We start from the raw sequence: 21,586 nt of genomic DNA, 5'->3' as shown, positions 1-21,586 counted from the left end.
ATGGCCATTGCCGCCACCACCAATGAATCACTCGACAACAGCATTGCCGGTACCGGCGCCAAAAGCGGTGCGAATGGCAATACCAGCCAGGATCTGAGCAACAATTTCCTGACGCTGTTGGTGGCCCAGTTGAAAAACCAGGACCCCACCAACCCGATGCAAAACAACGAACTGACGACCCAACTGGCCCAGATCAATACGGTCAGCGGGATCGAGAAGCTCAACACCACGCTGGGGTCGATCTCCGGCCAGATCAGCGGCAACCAGTCAATCCAGGCCAGTTCGCTGATTGGCCACGGTGTGATGGTGCCGGGCAAGGAGATCCTGGTGGGGAATGACGCTGGCAAGGTCAGCACCACACCGTTTGGCATCGAGCTGGAACGCACCGCCGATGCGGTCACGGCGACCATCAGCGATGCCACCGGCAAAGTGGTACGCACCATCGATCTGGGCGGGCTGACCGCCGGTGTGCACTCCTTCTCCTGGGACGGTTCGCTGGAGGATGGCACCAATGCGCCCGATGGCTCTTACACCGTGGCGATCAACGCCAAAAACGGTGGTGAGCAGTTGGTGGCGCAGCCACTGCGTTTCGCCATGGTTAACGGCGTCACGCGCGGTACGGATGGGGCAAAACTGGATCTGGGCGTGGCGGGGACCTCAACGCTGGATGACGTGCGCCTGATCCTGTCCAAACTGGGTTCGTCAAACTAAGCGCAGTGATTTTCCACGTCGGCAATGGATCGCTCGATCCTGAAGACACCTTTTTAAATGACCTATTTCGGAGAACGACATGGCTTTTTCTCAAGCGGTCAGCGGTTTAAACGCGGCTGCAACCAACCTGGATGTGATTGGTAACAACATCGCCAACTCCGCCACCTATGGCTTTAAATCCGGCAGCGTATCCTTTGCCGATATGTTTGCTGGCTCGCAGGTCGGGCTGGGGGTGAAAGTGGCGGGGATCACCCAGAACTTCAACGGCGGTACTACCACCAACACCAACCGGGCAATGGATATCGCCATCAGCCAGAACGGCTTCTTCCGTATGCAAGACGCCGATGGCGGCATCTTCTATACGCGTAATGGGCAGTTCATCATGGATGCCAACCGCAACATCACCAACATGCAAGGGTTGAGCCTGACCGGCTACCCGGCGGCTGGCTCGCCGCCAACCATCCAGCAGGGGGCCGATCCGGTACCGCTGAGCATCCCTGAAGGCATGATGAACGCCAAAGCCAGCACCAGCGGCAATATGGTGGCCAACCTGAAATCGACCCATAAGCCACCGGCGGTGACGCCTTTCGATCCCAACAAGACCGACTCGTTTAACTACGTCAACACCATTACCACCTACGACACCCTGGGCAATGCACACAACATCAACGCCTACTTTGTTAAAACAGCTGATAACAAGTGGGACGTTTATACCCAGGACGGCAGCGTGACAGGTGCTCCGTCTGCCAAAGCGGGCAGCCTGAACTTTGACAACAGCGGTACACTGACTGGGACGCTGAAGCCAGATGGCACACCAAGCGCCACGCCATTCAACCTGGTCGTGCCAATGTCGGCTAAAGACGGCGCGCTGGCGCAAAACTTTAACCTGAGCTTTGCCGGTAGCCTGCAACAGAACGTTGGTAGTGACTCTGTCAGCAAGATTTCCCAGGACGGCTATGCCACCGGGGAATACCAGGGCTTCCAGATCAACAAAGACGGCACCGTGGTCGGGGTATACAACAACCAGCAGACCCAATTGTTGGGGCAGATCGTGTTGACCAACTTCTCCAACCCGGAAGGGCTGGCCTCACAGGGTGATAACGTCTGGAAGGAGACCGGTGCTTCAGGTCAGCCACGTGTAGGCCTGGCGGGCGGTGGCGGTTTCGGTTCACTGACCAGCGGAGCGCTGGAGTCTTCCAACGTCGATCTGAGTCAAGAACTGGTAAACATGATCGTCGCACAGCGTAACTACCAGTCAAACGCGCAAACCATCAAAACACAGGATTCGATCCTGCAAACGCTGGTCAGCCTGCGCTAATAGGATTGATTTATGGATCACGCGATTTATACCGCGATGGGTGGAGCCCGGCAGACGCTGGAGCAGCAGTCGGTCACGGCCAACAACCTGGCCAATGCCTCCACGCCGGGGTTCCGCGCACAGCTTTCGGCACTGCGTGCAGTGCCGGTTGATGGGCCAAGCATGCAGACCCGTACGCTGGTGGCAGCTTCGACGCCTGGGGCAGACATGAGCCAAGGGCCGCTGAACTACACCGGGCGGCCACTGGATGTGGCATTGCAGCAGGACGGGTTTCTGGCGCTAAGGCTGCCGGACGGCACTGAAGCTTACAGCCGTAACGGCAGCATCCAGATCTCCTCCACCGGGCAGTTGATGGTGCAGGGCGTGCCGCTGATGGGTGATGGCGGGCCGATCGAAGCCCCGCCGCAGGCAGAACTGACGCTGGCGGCGGACGGTACCATCTCGGCGTTAAATCCGGGCGATCCGCCAAACACCATTTCCCAGATTGGCCGCTTGAAGCTGGTGAAGGCCGATGCGCGGGAAGTGGTGCGCGGGGACGACGGCCTGTTCCATCTGACTGCCGAGGCTCAGCAGCAGCGTGGCAACCAACTACCGAACGATCCCGAAGTGCGGATCATGCCGGGAGTGTTGGAGGGCAGCAACGTCAAACCGCTGGAGACAATGGTGGATATGATCGCCAACGCTCGCCGGTTCGAAATGCAAATGAAGGTCATCCACAGCGTGGATGAAAACGCACAGCGCGCCAACTCATTGCTGTCAATGAGCTGAGTGCAGAGGAATAAATCATGATCCCATCCTTATGGATTGCCAAAACCGGTCTGGATGCGCAGCAGACCAATATGGACGTGATCGCCAACAACCTGGCGAACGTCAGTACCAACGGGTTTAAACGCCAGCGTGCGGTGTTTGAAGATCTGCTGTACCAGACCATGCGTCAGCCCGGAGCTCAGTCTTCCGAGCAGACCACGCTGCCTTCCGGTTTGCAGATTGGTACCGGTGTACGTCCGGTGGCGACCGAGCGCATCCACAGCCAGGGCAATCTGTCGCAGACCAACAACAGCAAAGACGTGGCGATCAAGGGGCAGGGCTTCTTCCAGGTGGTGTTACCGGATGGCACCCAGGCCTATACCCGCGATGGTTCATTCCAGATCGATCAGAATGGCCAGTTGGTGACCGCCAGTGGTTTTCAGGTGCAACCGGCGATCACCATTCCGGCCAACGCCCTGAGCATTACCGTGGGCCGTGATGGCATCGTCAGCGTGACCCAGCAGGGCCAGACGGCGGCGCAGCAGGTCGGGCAACTGACGTTGACCACCTTTATCAACGATAGCGGCCTGGAAAGCATGGGTGAAAACCTGTACCAGGAAACCGAAAGCTCCGGCGCACCTAACGAAAGTACCCCTGGCCTCAACGGGGCAGGCCTGTTGTATCAGGGTTATGTTGAAACCTCTAACGTCAACGTGGCGGAAGAGTTGGTCAACATGATCCAGACCCAGCGTGCCTATGAGATCAACAGCAAAGCGGTATCAACGTCTGACCAGATGCTGCAAAAGCTGACGCAACTGTAATCGACGGGCGCAGCAGGCTGCGCCCGTAATCCTTATCCTGAGCAACAAAGGCGATACCCGTGGTAACCACCTTTTTAGCGGCCAGCGTGCCGCAGCAAGGCAAACGCGTCCTGGCCGGGCTGCTGATGCTGACAGTCGGCGGCTGTGCCTATATTCCGCATACCCCCCTGGTTGACGGAGCTACCACGGCTCAGCCCGCTCCGGCAGGCGCTCCGGTGCCGAACGGTTCGATTTTCCAGACGGTACAGCCGATGAACTACGGCTATCAGCCGCTGTTTGAAGATCGTCGCCCGCGTAATATCGGCGACACCCTGACCATCGTGCTGCAAGAAAACGTCAGTGCCAGCAAGAGTTCATCCGCCAACGCCAGCCGCAATGGGGCCAGCAAATTTGGCGTAGCCACTTCACCGCGATACCTCGAAGGGCTGCTTGGTAACGCGCGAGCCGACATGGATATCTCCGGCGACAGCACCTTCGGCGGCAAGGGTGGGGCGAACGCCAACAACACCTTTAACGGCACCATTACCGTCACGGTCAATCAGGTCTTGGCCAACGGCAACCTGCACGTGGTGGGCGAAAAGCAAATTGCCATCAATCAGGGCACCGAATTCATCCGTTTCTCCGGTGTGGTTAACCCCCGCACCATCAGTGGCAATAACTCGGTCACGTCCACCCAGGTGGCGGATGCACGCATTGAATACGTCGGCAACGGCTATATCAATGAAGCGCAGACCATGGGGTGGCTACAGCGCTTCTTCTTAAATGTTTCACCGTTCTAAGGATTGACCGATGCTGAAAAAGTTTCTTCTCACACTGTCCATGATGCTGGTTTGCCTGCCCGCGACGGCGGAACGCATCCGCGATCTGGTGACGGTACAAGGCGTACGTGACAATGCGTTGATTGGTTACGGCCTCGTCGTGGGATTGGACGGCTCTGGCGACCAGACCATGCAAACCCCGTTTACCACCCAGAGCCTGAGCAACATGCTGTCGCAGCTGGGGATCACCGTGCCGCCAGGCACCAACATGCAGTTGAAAAACGTGGCGGCGGTGATGGTAACCGCCAAGCTGCCGCCGTTCTCCCGTGCGGGGCAGAATATCGACGTGGTGGTGTCCTCAATGGGTAACGCCAAAAGCCTGCGTGGCGGGACACTGCTGATGACACCGCTGAAAGGTGTTGATAATCAGGTCTATGCGTTGGCACAGGGTAACGTGCTGGTCGGCGGGGCCGGTGCGTCCTCCGGGGGCAGCAGCGTGCAGGTCAATCAGTTGGCCGGTGGTCGTATCAGCAACGGCGCTTCCATCGAACGCGAATTGCCGACCACCTTCGGCCAGGATGGCGTGATCAACCTGCAACTGAACGACGATGATTTCACCCTGGCACAACAGATCAGCGACGCCATCAACCGCCAGCGCGGCGGCGGCACCGCCTCTCCGCTCGATTCCCGTACCGTGCAGGTATTGGTGCCGCGCGGCAATAGTTCGCAAGTGCGCTTCCTGGCGGATATTCAGAATATCAGCATTAACGTTGGGGCGATGGATGCCAAAGTGATCATCAACTCCCGGACCGGTTCGGTGGTAATGAACCGCGATGTGGTACTGGACTCCTGCGCGGTGGCACAAGGGAACCTGTCGGTGGTGGTCGATCGGCAAAACACCGTTAGCCAGCCGGATACGCCATTCGGCGGTGGCCAGACCGTGGTGACGCCGAATACCCAGATTTCCGTGCAGCAGCAGGGAGGTTCACTGCAAAAAGTGAACGCCAGTGCCAACCTCAATAACGTGGTTCGCGCGTTGAATGCGCTGGGGGCGACGCCGATCGACCTGATGTCTATCTTGCAGGCAATGCAGAGCGCTGGTTGCCTGCGTGCCAAACTGGAAATTATCTGATGAGCAGCGATCTGATGGCCATGTCGGGGGCTGCCTATGACACCCAGTCGCTAAACGGCTTGAAGCGCGATGTTGCCGCCGATCCGCAGGGCAATATCAAGCAGGTGGCCCAGCAGGTGGAAGGTATGTTCGTGCAGATGATGCTGAAAAGCATGCGTGCGGCATTGCCGCAGGATGGCGTATTGAGCAGCGACCAGACGCGGCTGTATACCTCGATGTACGATCAGCAAATCGCCCAACAGATGTCGCAGAAAGGCCTGGGGCTGGCGGACATGATGGTCAAGCAGCTCTCCGCCGGAAACAGCCGCCCAAGCGAAACCGCAGGGACGGTGCCGATGGCGCTGGACAACGAGGTGTTACAGACCCTGCCGCGTCAGGCATTGGAGCAGATGGTCCGCCGGGCAGTGCCCAAAATACCTTCGGCGCCTCCCTTGCCGTTGAGCAACGGCAACTTTGTGGCGCAGTTGTCCATTCCGGCACGGGTTGCCAGCCAGCAAAGCGGTATTCCGCACCAGTTGATTGTGGCGCAGGCCGCGCTGGAGTCTGGCTGGGGGCAACGCGAGATCCCGGCGGCGGATGGCTCACGCAGTTATAACCTGTTTGGTATCAAGGCCGGTAGCAGTTGGGATGGCCCGGTGACGGAGATCACCACTACCGAGTTCGAGGAAGGGGTGGCGAAGAAGGTCAAGGCACGCTTCCGCGTGTATGGCTCTTATATGGAAGCGATTGGGGATTACGTCAAATTGCTGACCAACAACCCGCGTTACGCCAACGTTGCCAGTGCCAGCAGCCCCGAGCAGGCGGCCCATGCGCTGCAAAAGGCCGGTTATGCGACCGATCCGCTGTATGCCAAAAAGCTGGTCAGCATGATCCAGCAGATGAAAAACGCCGGGGAGCAGGTAACCAAAGCCTATACCCACGATTTGCAGGATCTGTTTTAGCTGTCGGGCGCTGCATGCAGCGCCCATTTTTTTACTCAAGTTTGCCGTCAGATGGCCGATAACCCAAACAGGCTGGATGGCAACGCCCGGCACAATTTTTGACCTCTGTGGGCCGCTGGCACCGCAGCATAAGGAACCTCTATGTCCAACAGCTTAATCAATACCGCGATGAGTGGCCTGAATGCGGCGCAGGTTGCGCTTAGCACCGTCAGTAATAACATTTCCAACTACAACGTGGCGGGCTATAACCGCCAGACCGCGATCCTGGCGCAAAACGGCGGCCTGGGCACCATGAACGGATTTATCGGCAACGGAGCCACCGTGACTACGGTCAATCGCGAGTATAACCAGTTCATCATGACCCAGTTGCGCGGAGCGCAAAGCGAAGCTTCGGCCCAGAGCAGCTACTTCGAAAAAGTCTCCCAGATCGACAACCTGCTGGCGTCCAAAACCAATACCCTGGCATCGGGGATGGAAGATTTCTTCAAAAATCTGCAAAACGTTGTCAGCAATGCCGGGGATGACGCTGCCCGTCAGACCGTGTTAGGCAAGGCCAACGGCCTGGTGAATCAGTTCAACAATGCGGATAAATATCTGCGCGATATGGATGCGGGCGTCAATCAGCAACTGAGCGACAGCGCCAACCAGATCAATACTTACAGCCAGCAGATCGCCCGTTTGAATAACGAAATCACCCAGGTGCGGGCCAGCAGCGGCGGCAGCGAGCCGAACGCCTTGCTGGATCAGCGCGATCAGTTGGTGACAGAGCTTAACAAAGTGGTCGGCGTTCAGGTCACTCAGCAGGACGGTGATGCCTATACCGTGACCTTCGCCAACGGCTTGACGCTGGTGCAAGGCAACTCCTCCTATCAGGTGACGGCGATGCCTTCCAGCAAAGACCCGTCCCGCCTGACGCTGGGTTACGATCGCGGCAATGGCGCTAGCGAAATTCCGGAAAGTCAGATTGGTAGCGGCAGCGTCAGCGGCGTGCTGAAGTTCCGCAGTGAATCACTGGACGGCGCACGTAACCAGTTGGGGCAATTGGCCCTGGCGCTGGCCGATAGCTTTAACCAGCAGCATCGCGAAGGCTTTGATATCAACGGCGATCCGGGGGAAGATTTCTTCAGCTTCTCGGGTGGGCGTACGGTCAACAATACCAATAACACCGGCAATGCCTCGCTGTCGGTCTCCTTTACCGATACCAGCAAGGTCAAGGCCAGCGACTACCGCATGGAGTTTGACGGTGCCAACTGGCAGGTTACGCGCCTGTCCGACAACGTCAAAGTGCCTGCCACCGCAGGCACTGATGCGGATGGCAAACCGACGCTGAGCTTTGATGGCCTGCAGGTCGGCGTGACGGGCAACGCGCAAAAGAATGACAGCTTTACCGTGAAGCCGGTTAGCGATGTGGCCGGAACCCTGAAGGTCGCGATCAGCGACTCGGCCAAGTTTGCGGCCGCAGGAACGGAAGATGGCGGTAAGGGTGATAACGACAACGTCAAGAAACTGCTCGATCTGCAAACCGCCAAAGTGGTGGAGGGTAAAGCAACCTTGAGCGGCGCCTATGCCGGATTGGTCAGCAGCGTGGGTAACCAGACCGCTACCGCCAAGGTCAACGCCACCGCACAAACCAATATTGTGACCCAATTGCAAACCCAACAGCAGTCCATCTCCGGGGTTAACCTGGACGAAGAGTACGGCGAACTGCTGCGTTTCCAACAGTATTACATGGCCAATGCGCAGGTGATCCAGACCGCCAGCTCGTTGTTTGACGCCATACTGAATATTCGTTGATTTTACCGTTAACTGCAGCCGGTATACCGGCTGCGGATGCCCTTAGTGAGGAATCCAACCCATGCGCATGAGCACCAGCATGATCTACCAGCAGAATCTGTCGGGGGTCACCAATAATCAGTCTCTGTGGATGCAGTCCGGGCAGCAGCTTTCCAGCGGCAAGCGCGTGCTTTACCCTTCGGACGATCCGTTAGCGGCGTCACAGGCGGTGATGATCTCGCAGTCGATGTCAGAAAACAGCCAGTACGCGCTGGCGCGCACCTTTGCCCGTCAGAATATCTCGATGGAAGAAACCGTGCTGCGTAGCGCTGCCGACGGCATCAAGGACATGAAAACGCTGATCGTCAACGCCGGTGACGGCACGCTCAGTGATAATGACCGTGACTCTTTGGCCACCCAGTTGCAGGGGCTGAAAGATCAGCTACTCAGCCAGGCCAACAGTACCGACGGTAACGGCCGTTTCATTTTTGCTGGCTTTGCCAATGACAAAGCCCCGTTTGTCGAGCAGGGCGGCAAGGTGGTTTATCAGGGCAGCAACTCGGCCATTGAGCAGAAAGTGGATGCCAACCGCACCATGACCGTGGGCCACACCGGCAGCTCGATATTTATGTCGCTGACCAGCAATATCAAACCGGAGCCGGACGGCAGCGCTTCCGAAACAAACGTGTTCGAGAGTATCGACACGGCACTGAAAGCGTTGAAAACCCCGCTGCAAGGGGCCGATGAGGCTACTCGCGCACAGGTGACGGCGGCGCTCGATAAGGCAACCCGTGGTCTGGATAACAGCTATAACAACGTGCTGAGCACCAACGCGGTGCTGGGGACTCAACTGCAAGAGTTGGACGTGCTGGACAGCATCGGTATCGAAAACAATACGGCTAACAAAAATCAGCTGACCGCGCTGGTGGAGGCGGATGTGGTGGAGGCGATCTCGTCTTACTACATGCAACAGGCGGCCTTGCAGGCATCGTATAAGACCTTCAGCGATATGCAGGGTATGTCGCTATTTCAAATGAATCGATAATACCCGTCGTCTTTCAAGCTGCAGGTAACAACGCTGCAGCTTGAAATCCATAGGGTATTAATTCTAGATAATGTCTATATTCAAGTCATAGGGCACTGCGCCCTATAACGTGGATATAGAGCGCAGTGCCGTTTTTGCACAGCCTGATTTAACGGCGGGAATCGTCAGGATATTCAGGCTGGATAAGCGATCATGCTATTTTTAACGTCACGCATTAAAAACAGATTATTTTTTCTTTTTGGCTACGGTCCAGATTTTTCCGCAGGCGGACGCCGTGATCTGAATGCGATTAGTGGTCCAATGCGCCATGCCCAAGGCTCTGCGTGCTTTCCTGTTAGTTTTCGCTTTCATTTGATGCTCCTGGCTATATTGAGATAAATAAAATTCCGCCGCCCTAAGGTGCGGTTATTTTATTTTCTTGGTGTTCCGTTAGTGTTAATAAATCACGTGACCCATTTAATGGTCTTTTACCGCTTTTTTATACGGCATGGGATTTATTTAATGAGGCCATTCTAAGGGGGGTATTTTATTATTCAAGCCCGGCAGAATAATCGCCGCTAAATCTGGTTAATTTCGCTTTTTCAACTTTTTATCTCGGAAAATATCTTTCCCTGCTAGTTTGTCTCGCGGGTAACCTCAGCGTTAAGGGGTCATGCCGCCGATCACCGCCGCCAGTCGATCGAAAAACTCACCGAACAGGTGTTCGCAGAAGGGGGCCAGCATCGGCATCATCATGCCAAGGGTCAACATGCCGATGGTTAACGTGACCGGGAAACCGATCACAAACACTGAAAGCTGTGGGGTAACGCGGTTAAGCAGGCCAAGCGCCAGGTTCAGCGTCAGCAGCAGGCAGATCAGCGGCAGCGCCAGCATCATACCGTTAATGAAGATCAGCGTTCCCGCTTGGGTCAGCGCCAGGAAACCGTTGCCGTTCAGCGGCCGCGCCTGGATAGGAAGGGTGTGAAAGCTGTCGGCTAACAGCGAGATCAGCCACAGGTGACCATCGAAGGTTAGGAACAATAGCATCGCCAGCAGGTTCAGCAGGCGCGCCAACAGCGGCGTATTGGGGCCGCCGGAGGGATCGAAGAAGGTGGCGAAGGACAACCCCATCTGCATACCGATCACCTCACCCGCCAAGCGCACCGCCGCAAAGGCGAACTGCATCGTCAAACCGATCGCCACACCGATCAGGATCTGCTGCACGGCCAGCCACAGGCCGGTGACGGAAAACAGGGGGATATTGCTGGTGGGCAGAGTGGGAGCGATCAGCAAAACGATCAGACCGCCCAGGCCGATTTTCACCCGCTTGGAGATCTGCTTTTCACTGAACAGCGGGGCGGTGCTAATCAGCGCCAGGACGCGTAGCAGAGGCCAGAAGAACTGGCTGAGCCAGACGCTGAGTTGGGCGCTGTCAAAGGTCAGCATGGTTAGCCGATCAGGTTCGGCAGGTTGCTGAACAGCATGCGCATGTAGTCCAGCAGCAGGTTGAGCATCCACGGCCCGGCAACGATCAGGGTAGCGACCACGGAGAGAATTTTGGGAATGAACGACAGCGTCATTTCGTTAATTTGCGTGGCGGCCTGCAACAGGCTGACGATCAGCCCGCTGAACAGCGCGGCCAACAGCAGCGGGGCGGCCAGCGCCAGTGCCACTTTCATCGCTTCCGTACCCAGCGCCATTACCGATTCAGGTGTCATCTCTTTTCTCCAATATGGGAGGTTGCGTTCTGCCCCTCACCCCAACCCTCTCCCAAAGGGAGAGGGGGCTAGTCTGTGCTCTTTCGGAAAGAATATTGTGCTGTTAGTCATTCTTTTCTTTCAGATGGATAACTAAATTTTCAGCAAGCTCGATCGGTCCCCTCTCCTGGGGGATAGGGTTAGGGTTAGGGTGAGGGCGAGGGGGCAACACCGATCTAGCTATAAAAACTCTGCGCCAACGAACCCAACAGCAACTGCCAACCATCCACCAGCACAAACAACATCAGCTTGAACGGTAGCGAGATAGTCGCGGGCGGCACCATCATCATCCCCAGCGCCATCAGCACGCTGGCTACCACCAGGTCGATGATCAGGAAAGGAATAAACACGGTAAAACCAATCTGGAAGGCGGTTTTCAGCTCACTGGTGACATAGGCGGGCAACAGAATACGCATCGGGACGGCCTCTGGGCCTTCCAACGCGGGCAGGTTAGCTAGCCTGGCATACAGGGCGAGATCGCTTTCCCGCGTCTGGCGCAGCATAAACTCGCGCAGCGGTTGCGAACCTTTGTCGATCGCCACTTCCATGCTGATCTTGTCCTGGCTGAACGGCAGATAGGCATCCTGGTACACCTTGTCGAACACCGGTGACATGATAAAGAAGGTCAGAAACAGCGCCAGCCCCAGCATCACCTGATTGGGGGGTGCCGACGGGGTGCCGAGGGCGTTACGCAGCAGCCCCAGCACGATGATGATGCGGGTAAAGCTGGTCATCATCAGCAGCATTGCGGGCAGGAAGCTGAGTGAGGTGATCAGTACCAGCGTCTGTACCGGCAGCGTCCAGCTTTGGCCGCCGTTGGCCGTAGGTTGGCTAATCAGCCCCGGCAACTGTGCCAAGGCGGCAGGGCTGAGAAGTAGCAGGCCTGCGGCCAGCAGCGGGCCAAAAGCCCGGCGGAGGGAGAATGGATTCATGCCGATTTATCCGGGCGTTTTAGTACGTTTTGCATCAGCTGGCGGAAATCTGCCGGTGATTTATGGTCGGTTGCTTCCTGTACCGGTGGTGCGGGCAGGGTGTGCAACGGGGTGATCTGCTGAGCCGTAACGCCCAGCACCAGCCAGGTGTTATCCACTTCAACCACCACCACGCGTTCGCGTTGGCCAACCTGACAACTGGCACGCAGGTTGAGCAATTTTTGATTGCCACGGGCCTGCGGAGCAAAGCCCAGCCGACGAAACAACCAGCCAGCGAGCAGGATCAGCAACAAAATAGCGCCCAGCGCGCTGCTGACCTGCATCAATACCGAGCCGGTGGGCAGCGCCGTACCGACGGGCTGCTGAGTGCTTTGCGTCTGCACGCTGGCGTTGGGGTTCATCAGCGGCTCAGGCGGCGCATGCGCTCGGAAGGTGTGATGATATCGGTGATGCGTACGCCGAACTTGTCGCCGACCACCACCACTTCGCCCTGGGCAATCAGATAGCCGTTAATCAGGATGTCCAATGGTTCACCGGCCAGACCATCCAACGCCACCACCGAGCCTTGCGACAGGCGCAGCAGTTCTTTAATGGTCATCTTGGTGCGGCCCAGCTCCACGGTCAGCTTGACCGGAATATCCAGGATCAGATCGATATCTTGCAGGCTACCCAACGCATCCTGAGCTTCCAGCGACTTGAATACGCCTTCGGTAGAGGCGGATTTTTCGGTCGCCTGTTGCTCGTTAAACGCATCAGCCCACAGATCGTCTACGGAGTCCTTCTCTTCGCCAGACGGTTGTTTAGGATCACTCATTGGGCCGTTCCTCGCTCAGGGCATTCAAAATAGGGTTAATCAAATGTTCAACACGCAGGGCGTACTGCCCGTTCAAAGTGCCGTATTGGCTGGTCAATACCGGGACGCCGTCAACATGAGCGATCAGGCGTTCCGGCTTATCGATCGGTAACACGTCGCCCGGTTGCAGTTTCAGCACTTTCGACAGGCGCATCGGGATATCGACAAAGTTGGCTATCAGTTCAAGTTCGGAATGCTGAACCTGTTTCACCAGCGTTTCTCGCCACTGGCTGTCTTCCTGGCGGGAGTTCTCCACCGGTGGGTTAGTCAGCAACTCGCGCAGTGGTTCGATCATGGCGAATGGAATACAGATATTGAATTCACCGCTCAGCGCCCCGATCTCCACCTGGAACGGCGTGGTTACCACGATATCGTTGGGAGAGGTGGTGATATTGGTGAACTTGACCTGCATTTCGGCACGTACGTATTCCACGTCGATCTTGTAGATGGCGCTCCAGGCATCGCCGTAGGCATCCAGCGCCAAGCGCAGCATGCGCTTGATCACCCGCTGTTCGGTTGGCGTAAATTCCCGGCCTTCCACCTTGGTAGGAAAACGGCCATCGCCGCCGAACAGGTTATCCACGGCGATAAACACCAGGCTGGGGGCAAACACAAACAGCGCCGTGCCGCGCAGTGGATTCAGGTGGACCAGGTTCAGGTTGGTCGGCACTGGCAGGTTGCGGGCAAATTCATGGTATGGCTGGATTTTGATCGCCCCGACGGTGATATCCGGGCTACGGCGTAACAGGTTAAACAACCCCATGCGAAACTGACGGGCAAAACGCTCGTTAATGATCTCCAGGGCTTGCAGGCGCTCACGCACCACGCGGCGTTGGGTTGTGGGATCGTAAGGTTTGACCTCACTTTCATTACCGATGACGGCGGCGGGTTCATCCCCCGCGCTGTCGCCATTGAGCAGTGCGTCGATCTCGGCCTGTGAAAGAATATTGTCGCCCATGGTTAATTACCGCAGTATGAAGGCAGTGAACAGCACATCGCTGACCACTTGCTTCGGTTGTCCCGTTACCAGCGGTGGGCTGAGCACGTCTTTAATCTGTGCCACCAGTTGCTGTTTCCCTTGCTCGTTGGCCAGTTGGCTTGCTTCCTGCCGTGAAAGCAGCATTAGCAGACGGCTACGCACTTCCGGCAGAAAATCGTTCAGCCGGCGGCGTGTTTCTTCATCTGGCAGGCGCAGCGTCAGGCCGATATACAGCACGCGGTCCAGATTATTATCCGGCGTCACCAGATTGACGGTAAAGGTATCGAGCGGCATAAACACCGGTGCCGGAGGCGGCTGCTTTTTTTCCTCGGCGGCGGGTTGACCGTTCTTATGCTGCTGCATCAACCACCAGCTATAGCCTGCGGCACCACATGCGCCCAAGGCGATCAGTACCAGCAGGATCACCAGTATTGGACGTTTCTTTGTTGCTGCTGTTGGAAGGGAGTTCTGAGACATTACCAAGTCAAATCCTGTTCTCTGCGTGCAGATAGGCAGCACGCAATACATGTAAAGCTATTATCCCGCTTATTCCAGGCTGCAATAGCCAGAATAGGCGGGGAAAAGCGTGCCAGCTTGGGCGTTTGCACGCCGTCAGGCGAAAATATCAACGCCGTCGACCGAACGAGCCATTGCCTGCAGCGCTGCTGGAGCGCTCAGGGCTTCAACGCCGGTTTCGGCGCTGCCGTGCTGTTCACGGTAAGAAGGCTGCCCGCCTTGGTGAGAGGCTTGCTGCTGTGACTGTTGCGGCTGCGGCAGTGACTCACCGCCAACGCTGCTCTGGCCAAGGTTGATACCACTTTCCGCCAGCGCATGGCGTAGATGGGGCAGCGCGGCTTCCACCGCCGCACGAACCTGGCCGTGTGCCGAGGCGATATGCAACTGGGCCTGGTTATCGTCGAGCTTCAGCGTGATTTGCAAGGCACCCAGTTCCTGCGGATGCAGGCGTAATTCGGCGCTCTGTTGGCCGTTGCGGTGGAACATCAGCACCTGCTGACTCAGCGCCTGCTGCCATTCAGGGCTGCCGAGTTGAGCGTTCAACTGTGGCGTTGCCGGTGCGCTTACCGTCGCGCTGACAGGTTGGCTGGCGATCACCGGGCTGGACACTGGTGCAGGGGCTGCGTGCTGTGGCGTTGCAGAAGATTGCGCCGATTCGGCCACCAATTTCAGTGGGGAGGTGCCGCGATCCTGATTGTCATCGGCCTGAGAAGACAGTACCGCCGCTGCGTCAGTTTTGGCGGCCAAGGCGGATTTATCGTCTGCGTGCGGCTGCGATTTTGACGCTGGTAGGCTGGCAGTGGATAACGCGGGTTTTTCGCTCAGGGTGGCTAACAGTGATGCAGCTCCCGTCAGCGGCGCTTCATCCCCGCTTGGCTCAGCGGCGGTTGCTACCCCATTTCCCGGTAGCGGCTGCACAACGGCGGCAGGCAGCATGGCAAACAGGGCCTGCAAACTGGCCGCATCCAAAGTATCGACAGGGTGCAACGGCTGTTCGTCATCTCGCTTGGTTAACCGGGTTTGGTTATCGTCTGCCGTATCCAGATCCTGCGGGGCAGCCTGCAATCGGCCACGATCGCTAAACGAGGTCAGCAGTTGGTTAAGCTGCTGGCGGCTGAGGGTTGAGAGTTGTGGATCTTTGGCCAGTAGCTGTGCCACGTTCGGCTTGCCTTTCAGTTGACCTTCAGGCGCGAAGCGTTCACCGAGCAGTTGAGCAAAGCTGGCAGACAGCCCGGCATCATCCAACGACAGCGCGGTAAGGCCAGTCTCCGTGCCGTCAGCGGCCGCCGGCAAGCCAGAGAGAACGTTGAGATTCATGGGTTTAGATTCCTTTGTGAACTGCGTTGAGCGAACTCATCCATCAGTTTTTGGTCACGCTTGTTTTCCAGCACCAGCTCGGCGCTGAGGGCACGGGTGTTGAGCGTTTCAAAAGCGTTCAGCCGCTGCTGTTTGTCCTGCCACTGCTTGACCGCCCGTTCTACCTTCTCGCTCCACTGCAGCAACTGCTGGCGGTGCTGGCTGATGGCCTGCTCGAGCGTGCCGATAAACTGCTGGTAGTTTTGCCAACTGGCGGAACCCATGCCGCTAGACAGGGTGTTGTTCAGCTTTTGCCGATACTCATCCTGGTAGTTGAGCAGCATGGCAAGCTGTTGCTCCGCCGCCTGTTGCGCCTGACGTGCCTGACCGAGGTGCTGTGCGGCCTGTTCTACGGCATCCTGCGCCAGATCGCGCAGGATAATCAGCGGTGACTGTGGTTTCATGGTGCTCAGGCTCCGTGGTTAAACAATCAGTTGCTGTAACTGCTGGCAGGCATCGTCGTAGCCGCTGCGCTCGAAGATGCCCTGTTGCAGGTAGGCTTCCATCTGCGGATATAGCGTCATGGCTTTGTCCAGCAGCGGATCGCTGCCTGCGGCGTAGGCTCCTACACTGATCAGATCGCGGTTACGTTGGTAACTGGCCAGCATCTGTTTGAAATTACGTACCCGCCGGTAATGCTCCTCATCGATCAGCGAGGTCATGGCTCGGCTGATCGAGGCTTCAATATCGATGGCGGGGTAGTGGCCCGCCTCTGCCAAGCGCCGGGAGAGCACCACATGGCCATCGAGAATGGCGCGTGCCGAATCGGCAATCGGGTCTTGCTGGTCATCACCTTCGGTTAACACGGTATAAAAAGCGGTAATGGAACCGCCGCCGCTGATGCCGTTACCGGCACGCTCCACCAGCGCGGGCAGTTTGGCGAATACCGAAGGGGGATAGCCTTTGGTCGCTGGGGGTTCGCCGATCGCCAGGGCGATCTCACGTTGCGCCATGGCGTAGCGGGTCAGGGAATCCATAATCAGCAGCACGTGTTGGCCACGATCGCGGAAATCTTCGGCGATGCGGGTGGCATAGGCAGCGCCTTGCATGCGCAGCAGCGGGGAAACGTCTGCCGGTGCAGCGATCACCACCGAACGGGCTCTTCCCTCGGTGCCGAGGATGTTTTCGATAAAGTCTTTCACTTCGCGGCCACGTTCGCCGATCAGCCCGACGACGATCACGTCGGCCTGGGTGTAACGCGCCATCATGCCGAGCAGTACGCTTTTACCCACGCCAGAACCGGCGAACAGGCCCATACGCTGGCCACGGCCCACGGTGAGCAGCCCGTTAATGGTGCGCACGCCCACGTCGAGAACCTGTTCGATCGGGGTGCGCTGCAACGGGTTGAACGGGGCAGTGATCAGCGGCGCACGGTAGCCGGTATCGGGTGCTGGCAGACCATCGAGCGGTTTGGCTCCGCCGTCGAGCACCCGGCCAAGCAATGCCGGGCCGAGGGGTAACTGTTTGCTGGCGCTTTGCCCTTCGGGGGAGACGCGAGCATAGACCCGAGCGCCGGGCACGATACCGTCGACTTCTTCCAGCGGCATCAGGAACAGTCGCTGGCCGTTAAAACCGACCACCTCGCTTTCTACCTCCTGCACCACACCGCTGTCATGGCGTTCGATCAGGCAGGTGGCCCCCAGCGGTAACTGCAAACCGGTGGCTTCCAGTACCAGCCCGGTAGCTCGGGTCAGGCGGCCATAGCGGCGCACCGCTGGCGCACGGGCAATGCGTTTTTCCAGACTGTCCAGCGAGTTCAGCCAGCGGCCGAGACGAACGGTCATCACAGCTCTCCCGGTGCGGCCAGACGGCACAGCTCATGCCAGCGGGTGGCCAGGCTGGCATCCAGATCGCCTTCTTCTGCGCTGACCTTGCAGCCGCCTGGATGTAACTGTCCGTCGGCCAGCAGCCGCCAGCCGTGCAGGCTGAGGGTCATGCCAAGCTGCTGCTCTACCCGTTCGTAATCATCCGGGTGTACGCGCAGCTGAGGTTTACCGCTGAACATCGGTTCTTGCTGGATCAGCTGTTGGATCTGGCCGAGCAGGGCAGTACCGTCGCACACTGGTGCTTGCCCGATGACCTGTTTGGCCGCCGTCAGGGCCAGTTGCATCAGGCGTGAGGCAATCACGCTGTCGAGCGCGTCCAGCGTGTGCTGGAACTCGGTGACCAACTGTTGCCAATGTTCCGTGATCGGTTGCTGCTGCTGTTGGCCCGCCAGAATGCCTTGCTGACGGCCTTCCTCCAGCCCGGCCTGGAAACCGGCGTCATAGCCTTTCTGCTGGCCCTCGGCAAAGCCTTGTTGCTGACCTTGCTGTTGGGCCTGCAAACGCAGCATCTCCAGCCGTTGCTGTTCGTTGATGCTGTCATCCTGCGGGATGATGATCACCTCAGGCGGGCTTTCCGGTTCCAGCACCGGTTTGGGATCCGCCAGGTCGTTAAGCGACCAGGGCTGCCAGGGCAGGGTATTGAGGCGATCAGACATAGGTGTCCTCGCCACCGCCGATGATCATTTCGCCAGTTTCTGCCAGGCGGCGTACCACCAACAGGATAGCCTTCTGTTCGTTCTCCACCTGCGACATGCGCACCGGGCCACGGTTGGCCAGATCGTCGCGCAGGATATCGGCGGCACGTTGCGACATGTTCTTGAGGAACTTCTCGCGCAGCGGTTGTTCTGCCCCTTTCAAGGCGATCAACAGGGATTCGCTTTCCACGTCCTGCAACAGGCGCTGGATGCTGCGGTCGTCCACTTCGACCAGGTTTTCGAACAGGAACATTTCGTCGATGATCTTCTGCGCCAGCTCGCCGTCGTAGTCGCGCATGGCACCGATAACCGCCTCTTCCTGCTGGGTTTTCATCAGGTTGATAATCTCGGCGGCGGTACGGACTCCCCCCATTTTGCTGCGCTTGAGGTTCTGGCCGTCCAGCAGATTGTTCAGCACTTCGGTCAGCTCTGCCAAGGCGTCCGGTTGTACACCGCCGAAGGTGGCGATACGCAGCATCACGTCGTTGCGCAGGCGCTCCTCGAACTGTGCCAGGATATCCGCCGCCTGGCCGCGCTTGAGGTGAACCAGAATGGTGGCAATGATCTGCGGGTGTTCGTCGCGGATCAGATCGGCCGCGCTCTGCGGTTCCATAAAGTTGAGCGTTTCCATGCCGGAGGTGTCTTCGCGTGATTCGAGAATATCCTCCAACAGACTGCTGGCACGTTCTTCACCCAAGGCTTTAACCAGCACCGATCGCAGGTAGTCGCTGGCATTGACACTCAGCGCGGCATACTGTTCGGCATCGTCTTCAAACTCGCTGAGGACTTCCCCCAGCTGTTTGTGAGACACCTGACGCATACTGGCCATGGTGCCACTCAACTGCTGCACTTCCCGTGACGAGAGGTGCTTGAAGACTTCGGCGGCGCGATCTTCACCCAGCGTCATCAGCAGGATGGCGCTCTTTTCGGTACCTGTCAGGCTCATAATTCGTTACTCATCCATTGACGGATCACCAGGGCGACCACGCGTGGATCTTTATCTGCCAGTTCGCGGATCCGCTGGCCCTGGACTTCAGCATTGACGCGCTGCTGTGATTTCTTATGCAGCGCCTGCTCTTCATGACTTGGCTTATTGACCTCAGCCGGGCGGCTAGCTGGTGCCTTGGCAGCAGTAACCGCGGCCTGTTGTGCGATCTGACGGCTTTGCAGCTGCGGACGAACCAGCTTGCGCCACAAAATCCAGGCTACCAGCAGCACCAGCAAATAACGGCCTGCGTTGAACAACTGATCGATAAACGACTGTGACTGCCAGAAAGGCAACTCGCCGCCGGTCTGCTCTACATCGTTGAACGGGGTGTTGACCACGTTAAGCGTATCGCCACGGCTGCTGGAGTAACCCATCGCTTCACGGACCAGTGACTCCACCTGGGCCAACTGCTCTTTGCTCATCGGCTGCGGTTTGCCGTCTTTATCGGTACCCAGGGTGTTGAGCACCACGGCGACCGACAGGCGTTCCACCGCTCCAGCCTTGTGCTGGGTATGACGAATGGTGCGATCCACCTCGTAGTTGGTGGTTTCATCACGGCGACTGTTTTGCGCTACGTTACCGCTAGCCCCGGTTCGCGTGCTGTTATTGGCATTGTTTGCCGTGGCAGGAGTATTAGTATTACCCGCAGCTGTAGCTTTTGGTGTTTCTATCGGTGCAGTCGGTGCTGCACTCGGCTGGTTGGAAAGGGCACCCGGTACGCCGCCGATCTGTTGCCCGCCGTTCTGTTCACTCTGGCTGAGCTGTCTGGAGCGTATTGCGGATTTATCCGGTTGCTGGTTGGGCTGGTACTGTTCGTCGGTTTGCTCACGGGTGGAGAAATCGATTTGTGCCGTTACTTGTGCACGCACGTTCGCGCTGCCGACGATCGGTGCCAGAATGGCTTCAATACGACGCTGATAGCGGTTCTCAACCTCATTGGCGTACTTCAGCTGTGCGGCATTGAGATCGCGTCCGGTGCCGTCGGATTGGGTCAGTAAGCGGCCAGCCTGATCGACCACCGTGACGTTGCCCGGCGGTAAACCGGCCACGCTGCTGGACACCATATACACCACGGCATTGATCTGGCCGTCGTCCAGGGTGCGGCCTGGTTGCAGCGTTAGCGTCACGGAAGCTGAAGGGTTCTTTTGTTCGCGTACAAACAGCGAAGGCTTAGGCAGTGCCAGATGCACACGGGCATTCTGTACCGGCCCCAGGGATTCGATAGTGCGTGACAGTTCGCCTTCCAGCGCGCGCTGGTAGTTGATCTGTTCGCTGAACTGGCTGATGCCGAATTTTTCCTGATCCAGCAGCTCAAAGCCGACGGCCCCACCCTTAGGCAGCCCCTGTTGCGCCAGACGCAGGCGGGTTTCGTGCACCTTCTCCGCCGGGATCATCAACGCCGAGCCGTTCTCGGTAAAGCGATAGGGGATGTTCATCTGCGTGAGTTGCGTGACGATGGCGCCGCCGTCGCGATCGTTGAGATTGCTGTACAGCACGCGGTAATCCGGGCTTTTGGCCCATAGCGTCAGGGCAACCACGATGGCGATCGCCGCCGAGGCTGCGATCAGCAGTGGAATTTTAGGGTTGGCACGCAGGCGATTCCATAGGGCCAGCAGGCCGTTATCACGGCTTTCACCATTCATGCTGGTACCCACTCTGGTGGGTTCGAGGTATGGCTAGCGTTGTTGAGTGATGACAAAACAGACTCCCTGAATACACAGTTCTTTACGGCCTAACAGAAGCGCCCCCATTTTTGGGCATGCCATTATTTGCTCTTGGGACCAATTTTGATGGCCCGATAAACCGGTGTTTTTGCAGTTAATTAGCCGCTTTAGCCGGAAAACACTGTGGTAGGGTGTGCAGCATCGGGATCATGCAGGTGAATGAAGGCGCGGTTTTCCCGTCGTCTTTCAGACCACCGCATGAAATCCATAGGCTATGAATGAAGTGACGAGGTCATGATGGCAATTCAGGGTATTGAAGGAGTGGTGCAGCAGTTGCAAGCCACGGCAGTTCAGGCCGGAGCGCTGCGACAAAACGATCCGGTGCAGGGAGCAAGCTTTGCCAATGAGTTAAAGGCGGCTCTCGGTAAGATCAGCGAGACTCAACAAACTGCACGCCAGCAAGCACAGGATTTTGAATTGGGTGTGCCGGGGATCAGTTTGAACGACGTGATGGTCGATCTGCAAAAATCTTCGGTTTCTTTGCAACTGGGAGTGCAGGTGCGTAATAAACTGGTTGCGGCTTATCAAGACGTCATGAATATGGCGGTGTAGGGGTAAATAAAGGGTGGCTATAGCACCTGTCTCTTATACACATCTGACGCTGCCGACGATGCCAACTGAAAAGGGGGGGGGGGGGGGGGGGGGGGGGGGGGGGGGGGGGGGGGGGGGGGGGGGGGGGGGGGGGGGGGGGGGGGGGGGGGGGGGGGGGGGGGGGGGGGGGGGGGGGGGGGGGGG

24 protein-coding genes are annotated in these 21,586 nt (G+C 57.9%); 10 read left to right on the top strand and 14 right to left on the bottom strand.

Annotation, left to right across the window (positions count from 1 at the left end; translation table 11 throughout):
• From flgD to flgL, 9 genes are all read left to right on the top strand, one after another.
• Positions 1–711 carry a flagellar hook assembly protein FlgD gene (gene flgD, locus JHD74_RS19695; protein WP_024528902.1) on the top strand — a complete coding sequence of 237 codons (711 nt, stop codon included), beginning with the start codon at positions 1–3 and terminating at the stop codon, positions 709–711.
• Positions 712–790: 79 nt separating this feature from the next.
• A complete protein-coding gene (flgE, locus tag JHD74_RS19690) occupies positions 791–2,029 on the top strand; it encodes a flagellar hook protein FlgE (protein ID WP_024528901.1) in 1,239 nt (412 codons plus the stop codon).
• Positions 2,030–2,041: 12 nt separating this feature from the next.
• Positions 2,042–2,797: a flagellar basal body rod protein FlgF gene (locus tag JHD74_RS19685; RefSeq protein WP_024528900.1), complete on the top strand. Its 756-nt coding sequence runs from the start codon at positions 2,042–2,044 to the stop codon at positions 2,795–2,797.
• A gap of 17 nt (positions 2,798–2,814) precedes the next feature.
• Positions 2,815–3,597 (top strand): flagellar basal-body rod protein FlgG, encoded by a 783-nt coding sequence (flgG, locus tag JHD74_RS19680; RefSeq protein ID WP_021180943.1) that lies wholly within the window; start codon positions 2,815–2,817, stop codon positions 3,595–3,597.
• A gap of 125 nt (positions 3,598–3,722) precedes the next feature.
• Positions 3,723–4,376, top strand: coding sequence for a flagellar basal body L-ring protein FlgH (locus tag JHD74_RS19675; protein ID WP_051363241.1), 654 nt, complete (start codon positions 3,723–3,725; stop codon positions 4,374–4,376).
• Positions 4,377–4,386: 10 nt separating this feature from the next.
• The gene (locus JHD74_RS19670) at positions 4,387–5,487 is read left to right on the top strand and encodes a flagellar basal body P-ring protein FlgI (protein ID WP_024528899.1); all 1,101 of its coding nucleotides are present in this window, start codon (positions 4,387–4,389) and stop codon (positions 5,485–5,487) included.
• Complete coding sequence (flgJ, locus tag JHD74_RS19665) at positions 5,487–6,428, top strand: flagellar assembly peptidoglycan hydrolase FlgJ (protein ID WP_074028529.1); 942 nt, start codon at positions 5,487–5,489, stop codon at positions 6,426–6,428. Before JHD74_RS19670 ends, flgJ begins: the two co-directional genes overlap by 1 nt.
• Before the next feature lie 141 nt (positions 6,429–6,569).
• Positions 6,570–8,222, top strand: coding sequence for a flagellar hook-associated protein FlgK (gene flgK, locus JHD74_RS19660; protein ID WP_024528897.1), 1,653 nt, complete (start codon positions 6,570–6,572; stop codon positions 8,220–8,222).
• 61 nt (positions 8,223–8,283) lie between these two features.
• On the top strand, positions 8,284–9,246 hold the full coding sequence (gene flgL / locus JHD74_RS19655) for a flagellar hook-associated protein FlgL (RefSeq protein ID WP_024528896.1): 963 nt from the start codon (positions 8,284–8,286) through the stop codon (positions 9,244–9,246).
• Between the two features lie 225 nt (positions 9,247–9,471).
• On the opposite strand, the gene sra is transcribed toward flgL, so the two are convergent.
• The 14 genes from sra to fliF form a co-directional block, all read right to left on the bottom strand.
• Positions 9,472–9,597: a stationary-phase-induced ribosome-associated protein gene (gene sra / locus JHD74_RS19650; RefSeq protein WP_098930689.1), complete on the bottom strand. Its 126-nt coding sequence runs from the start codon at positions 9,595–9,597 to the stop codon at positions 9,472–9,474.
• Between the two features lie 291 nt (positions 9,598–9,888).
• Positions 9,889–10,671, bottom strand: a complete 783-nt coding sequence (fliR, locus tag JHD74_RS19645; protein ID WP_024528895.1) for a flagellar biosynthetic protein FliR — start codon at positions 10,669–10,671, stop codon at positions 9,889–9,891.
• A 2-nt stretch (positions 10,672–10,673) separates the two neighbouring features.
• Entirely contained in the window at positions 10,674–10,943 is a 270-nt protein-coding gene (fliQ, locus tag JHD74_RS19640; protein WP_021180950.1) for a flagellar biosynthesis protein FliQ, read from the bottom strand.
• Positions 10,944–11,158: 215 nt separating this feature from the next.
• Positions 11,159–11,914, bottom strand: a complete 756-nt coding sequence (fliP, locus tag JHD74_RS19635; RefSeq protein WP_199063348.1) for a flagellar type III secretion system pore protein FliP — start codon at positions 11,912–11,914, stop codon at positions 11,159–11,161.
• Positions 11,911–12,315 (bottom strand): flagellar biosynthetic protein FliO, encoded by a 405-nt coding sequence (gene fliO / locus JHD74_RS19630; RefSeq protein WP_024528893.1) that lies wholly within the window; start codon positions 12,313–12,315, stop codon positions 11,911–11,913. The genes fliP and fliO overlap by 4 nt, the downstream gene beginning before the upstream one ends.
• Entirely contained in the window at positions 12,315–12,728 is a 414-nt protein-coding gene (gene fliN, locus JHD74_RS19625; RefSeq protein WP_021180953.1) for a flagellar motor switch protein FliN, read from the bottom strand. The genes fliO and fliN overlap by 1 nt, the downstream gene beginning before the upstream one ends.
• A complete protein-coding gene (gene fliM, locus JHD74_RS19620; RefSeq protein WP_024528892.1) occupies positions 12,721–13,725 on the bottom strand; it encodes a flagellar motor switch protein FliM in 1,005 nt (334 codons plus the stop codon). The genes fliN and fliM overlap by 8 nt, the downstream gene beginning before the upstream one ends.
• Positions 13,726–13,731: 6 nt before the next feature.
• Positions 13,732–14,223, bottom strand: coding sequence for a flagellar basal body-associated protein FliL (fliL, locus tag JHD74_RS19615; protein ID WP_021180955.1), 492 nt, complete (start codon positions 14,221–14,223; stop codon positions 13,732–13,734).
• Positions 14,224–14,358: 135 nt separating this feature from the next.
• On the bottom strand, positions 14,359–15,579 hold the full coding sequence (locus JHD74_RS19610; RefSeq protein WP_199063347.1) for a flagellar hook-length control protein FliK: 1,221 nt from the start codon (positions 15,577–15,579) through the stop codon (positions 14,359–14,361).
• Positions 15,576–16,022, bottom strand: coding sequence for a flagellar export protein FliJ (gene fliJ, locus JHD74_RS19605; protein WP_024528889.1), 447 nt, complete (start codon positions 16,020–16,022; stop codon positions 15,576–15,578). The genes JHD74_RS19610 and fliJ overlap by 4 nt, the downstream gene beginning before the upstream one ends.
• 18 nt (positions 16,023–16,040) lie before the next feature.
• A complete protein-coding gene (gene fliI, locus JHD74_RS19600; protein ID WP_021805706.1) occupies positions 16,041–17,402 on the bottom strand; it encodes a flagellar protein export ATPase FliI in 1,362 nt (453 codons plus the stop codon).
• Positions 17,402–18,100, bottom strand: a complete 699-nt coding sequence (gene fliH / locus JHD74_RS19595; RefSeq protein ID WP_021180959.1) for a flagellar assembly protein FliH — start codon at positions 18,098–18,100, stop codon at positions 17,402–17,404. The genes fliI and fliH overlap by 1 nt, the downstream gene beginning before the upstream one ends.
• Entirely contained in the window at positions 18,093–19,085 is a 993-nt protein-coding gene (gene fliG / locus JHD74_RS19590; protein WP_024486395.1) for a flagellar motor switch protein FliG, read from the bottom strand. The genes fliH and fliG overlap by 8 nt, the downstream gene beginning before the upstream one ends.
• The gene (gene fliF, locus JHD74_RS19585) at positions 19,082–20,770 is read right to left on the bottom strand and encodes a flagellar basal-body MS-ring/collar protein FliF (protein WP_199063346.1); all 1,689 of its coding nucleotides are present in this window, start codon (positions 20,768–20,770) and stop codon (positions 19,082–19,084) included. Before fliF ends, fliG begins: the two co-directional genes overlap by 4 nt.
• Before the next feature lie 318 nt (positions 20,771–21,088).
• On the opposite strand from fliF, the gene fliE reads away from it, so the two are divergent.
• Positions 21,089–21,403 (top strand): flagellar hook-basal body complex protein FliE, encoded by a 315-nt coding sequence (fliE, locus tag JHD74_RS19580; protein ID WP_024528887.1) that lies wholly within the window; start codon positions 21,089–21,091, stop codon positions 21,401–21,403.
• Positions 21,404–21,586 lie beyond the last annotated feature (183 nt).

Origin of the sequence: Serratia sp. ASV30, assembly GCF_016428815.1 — a bacterium.
In the GTDB taxonomy this organism is placed as follows: Bacteria; Pseudomonadota; Gammaproteobacteria; order Enterobacterales; family Enterobacteriaceae; genus Chania; species Chania fonticola_C.
Note: the sequence above shows the minus strand (reverse complement) of the source record. Positions and strands in the feature narration are given on the sequence as shown.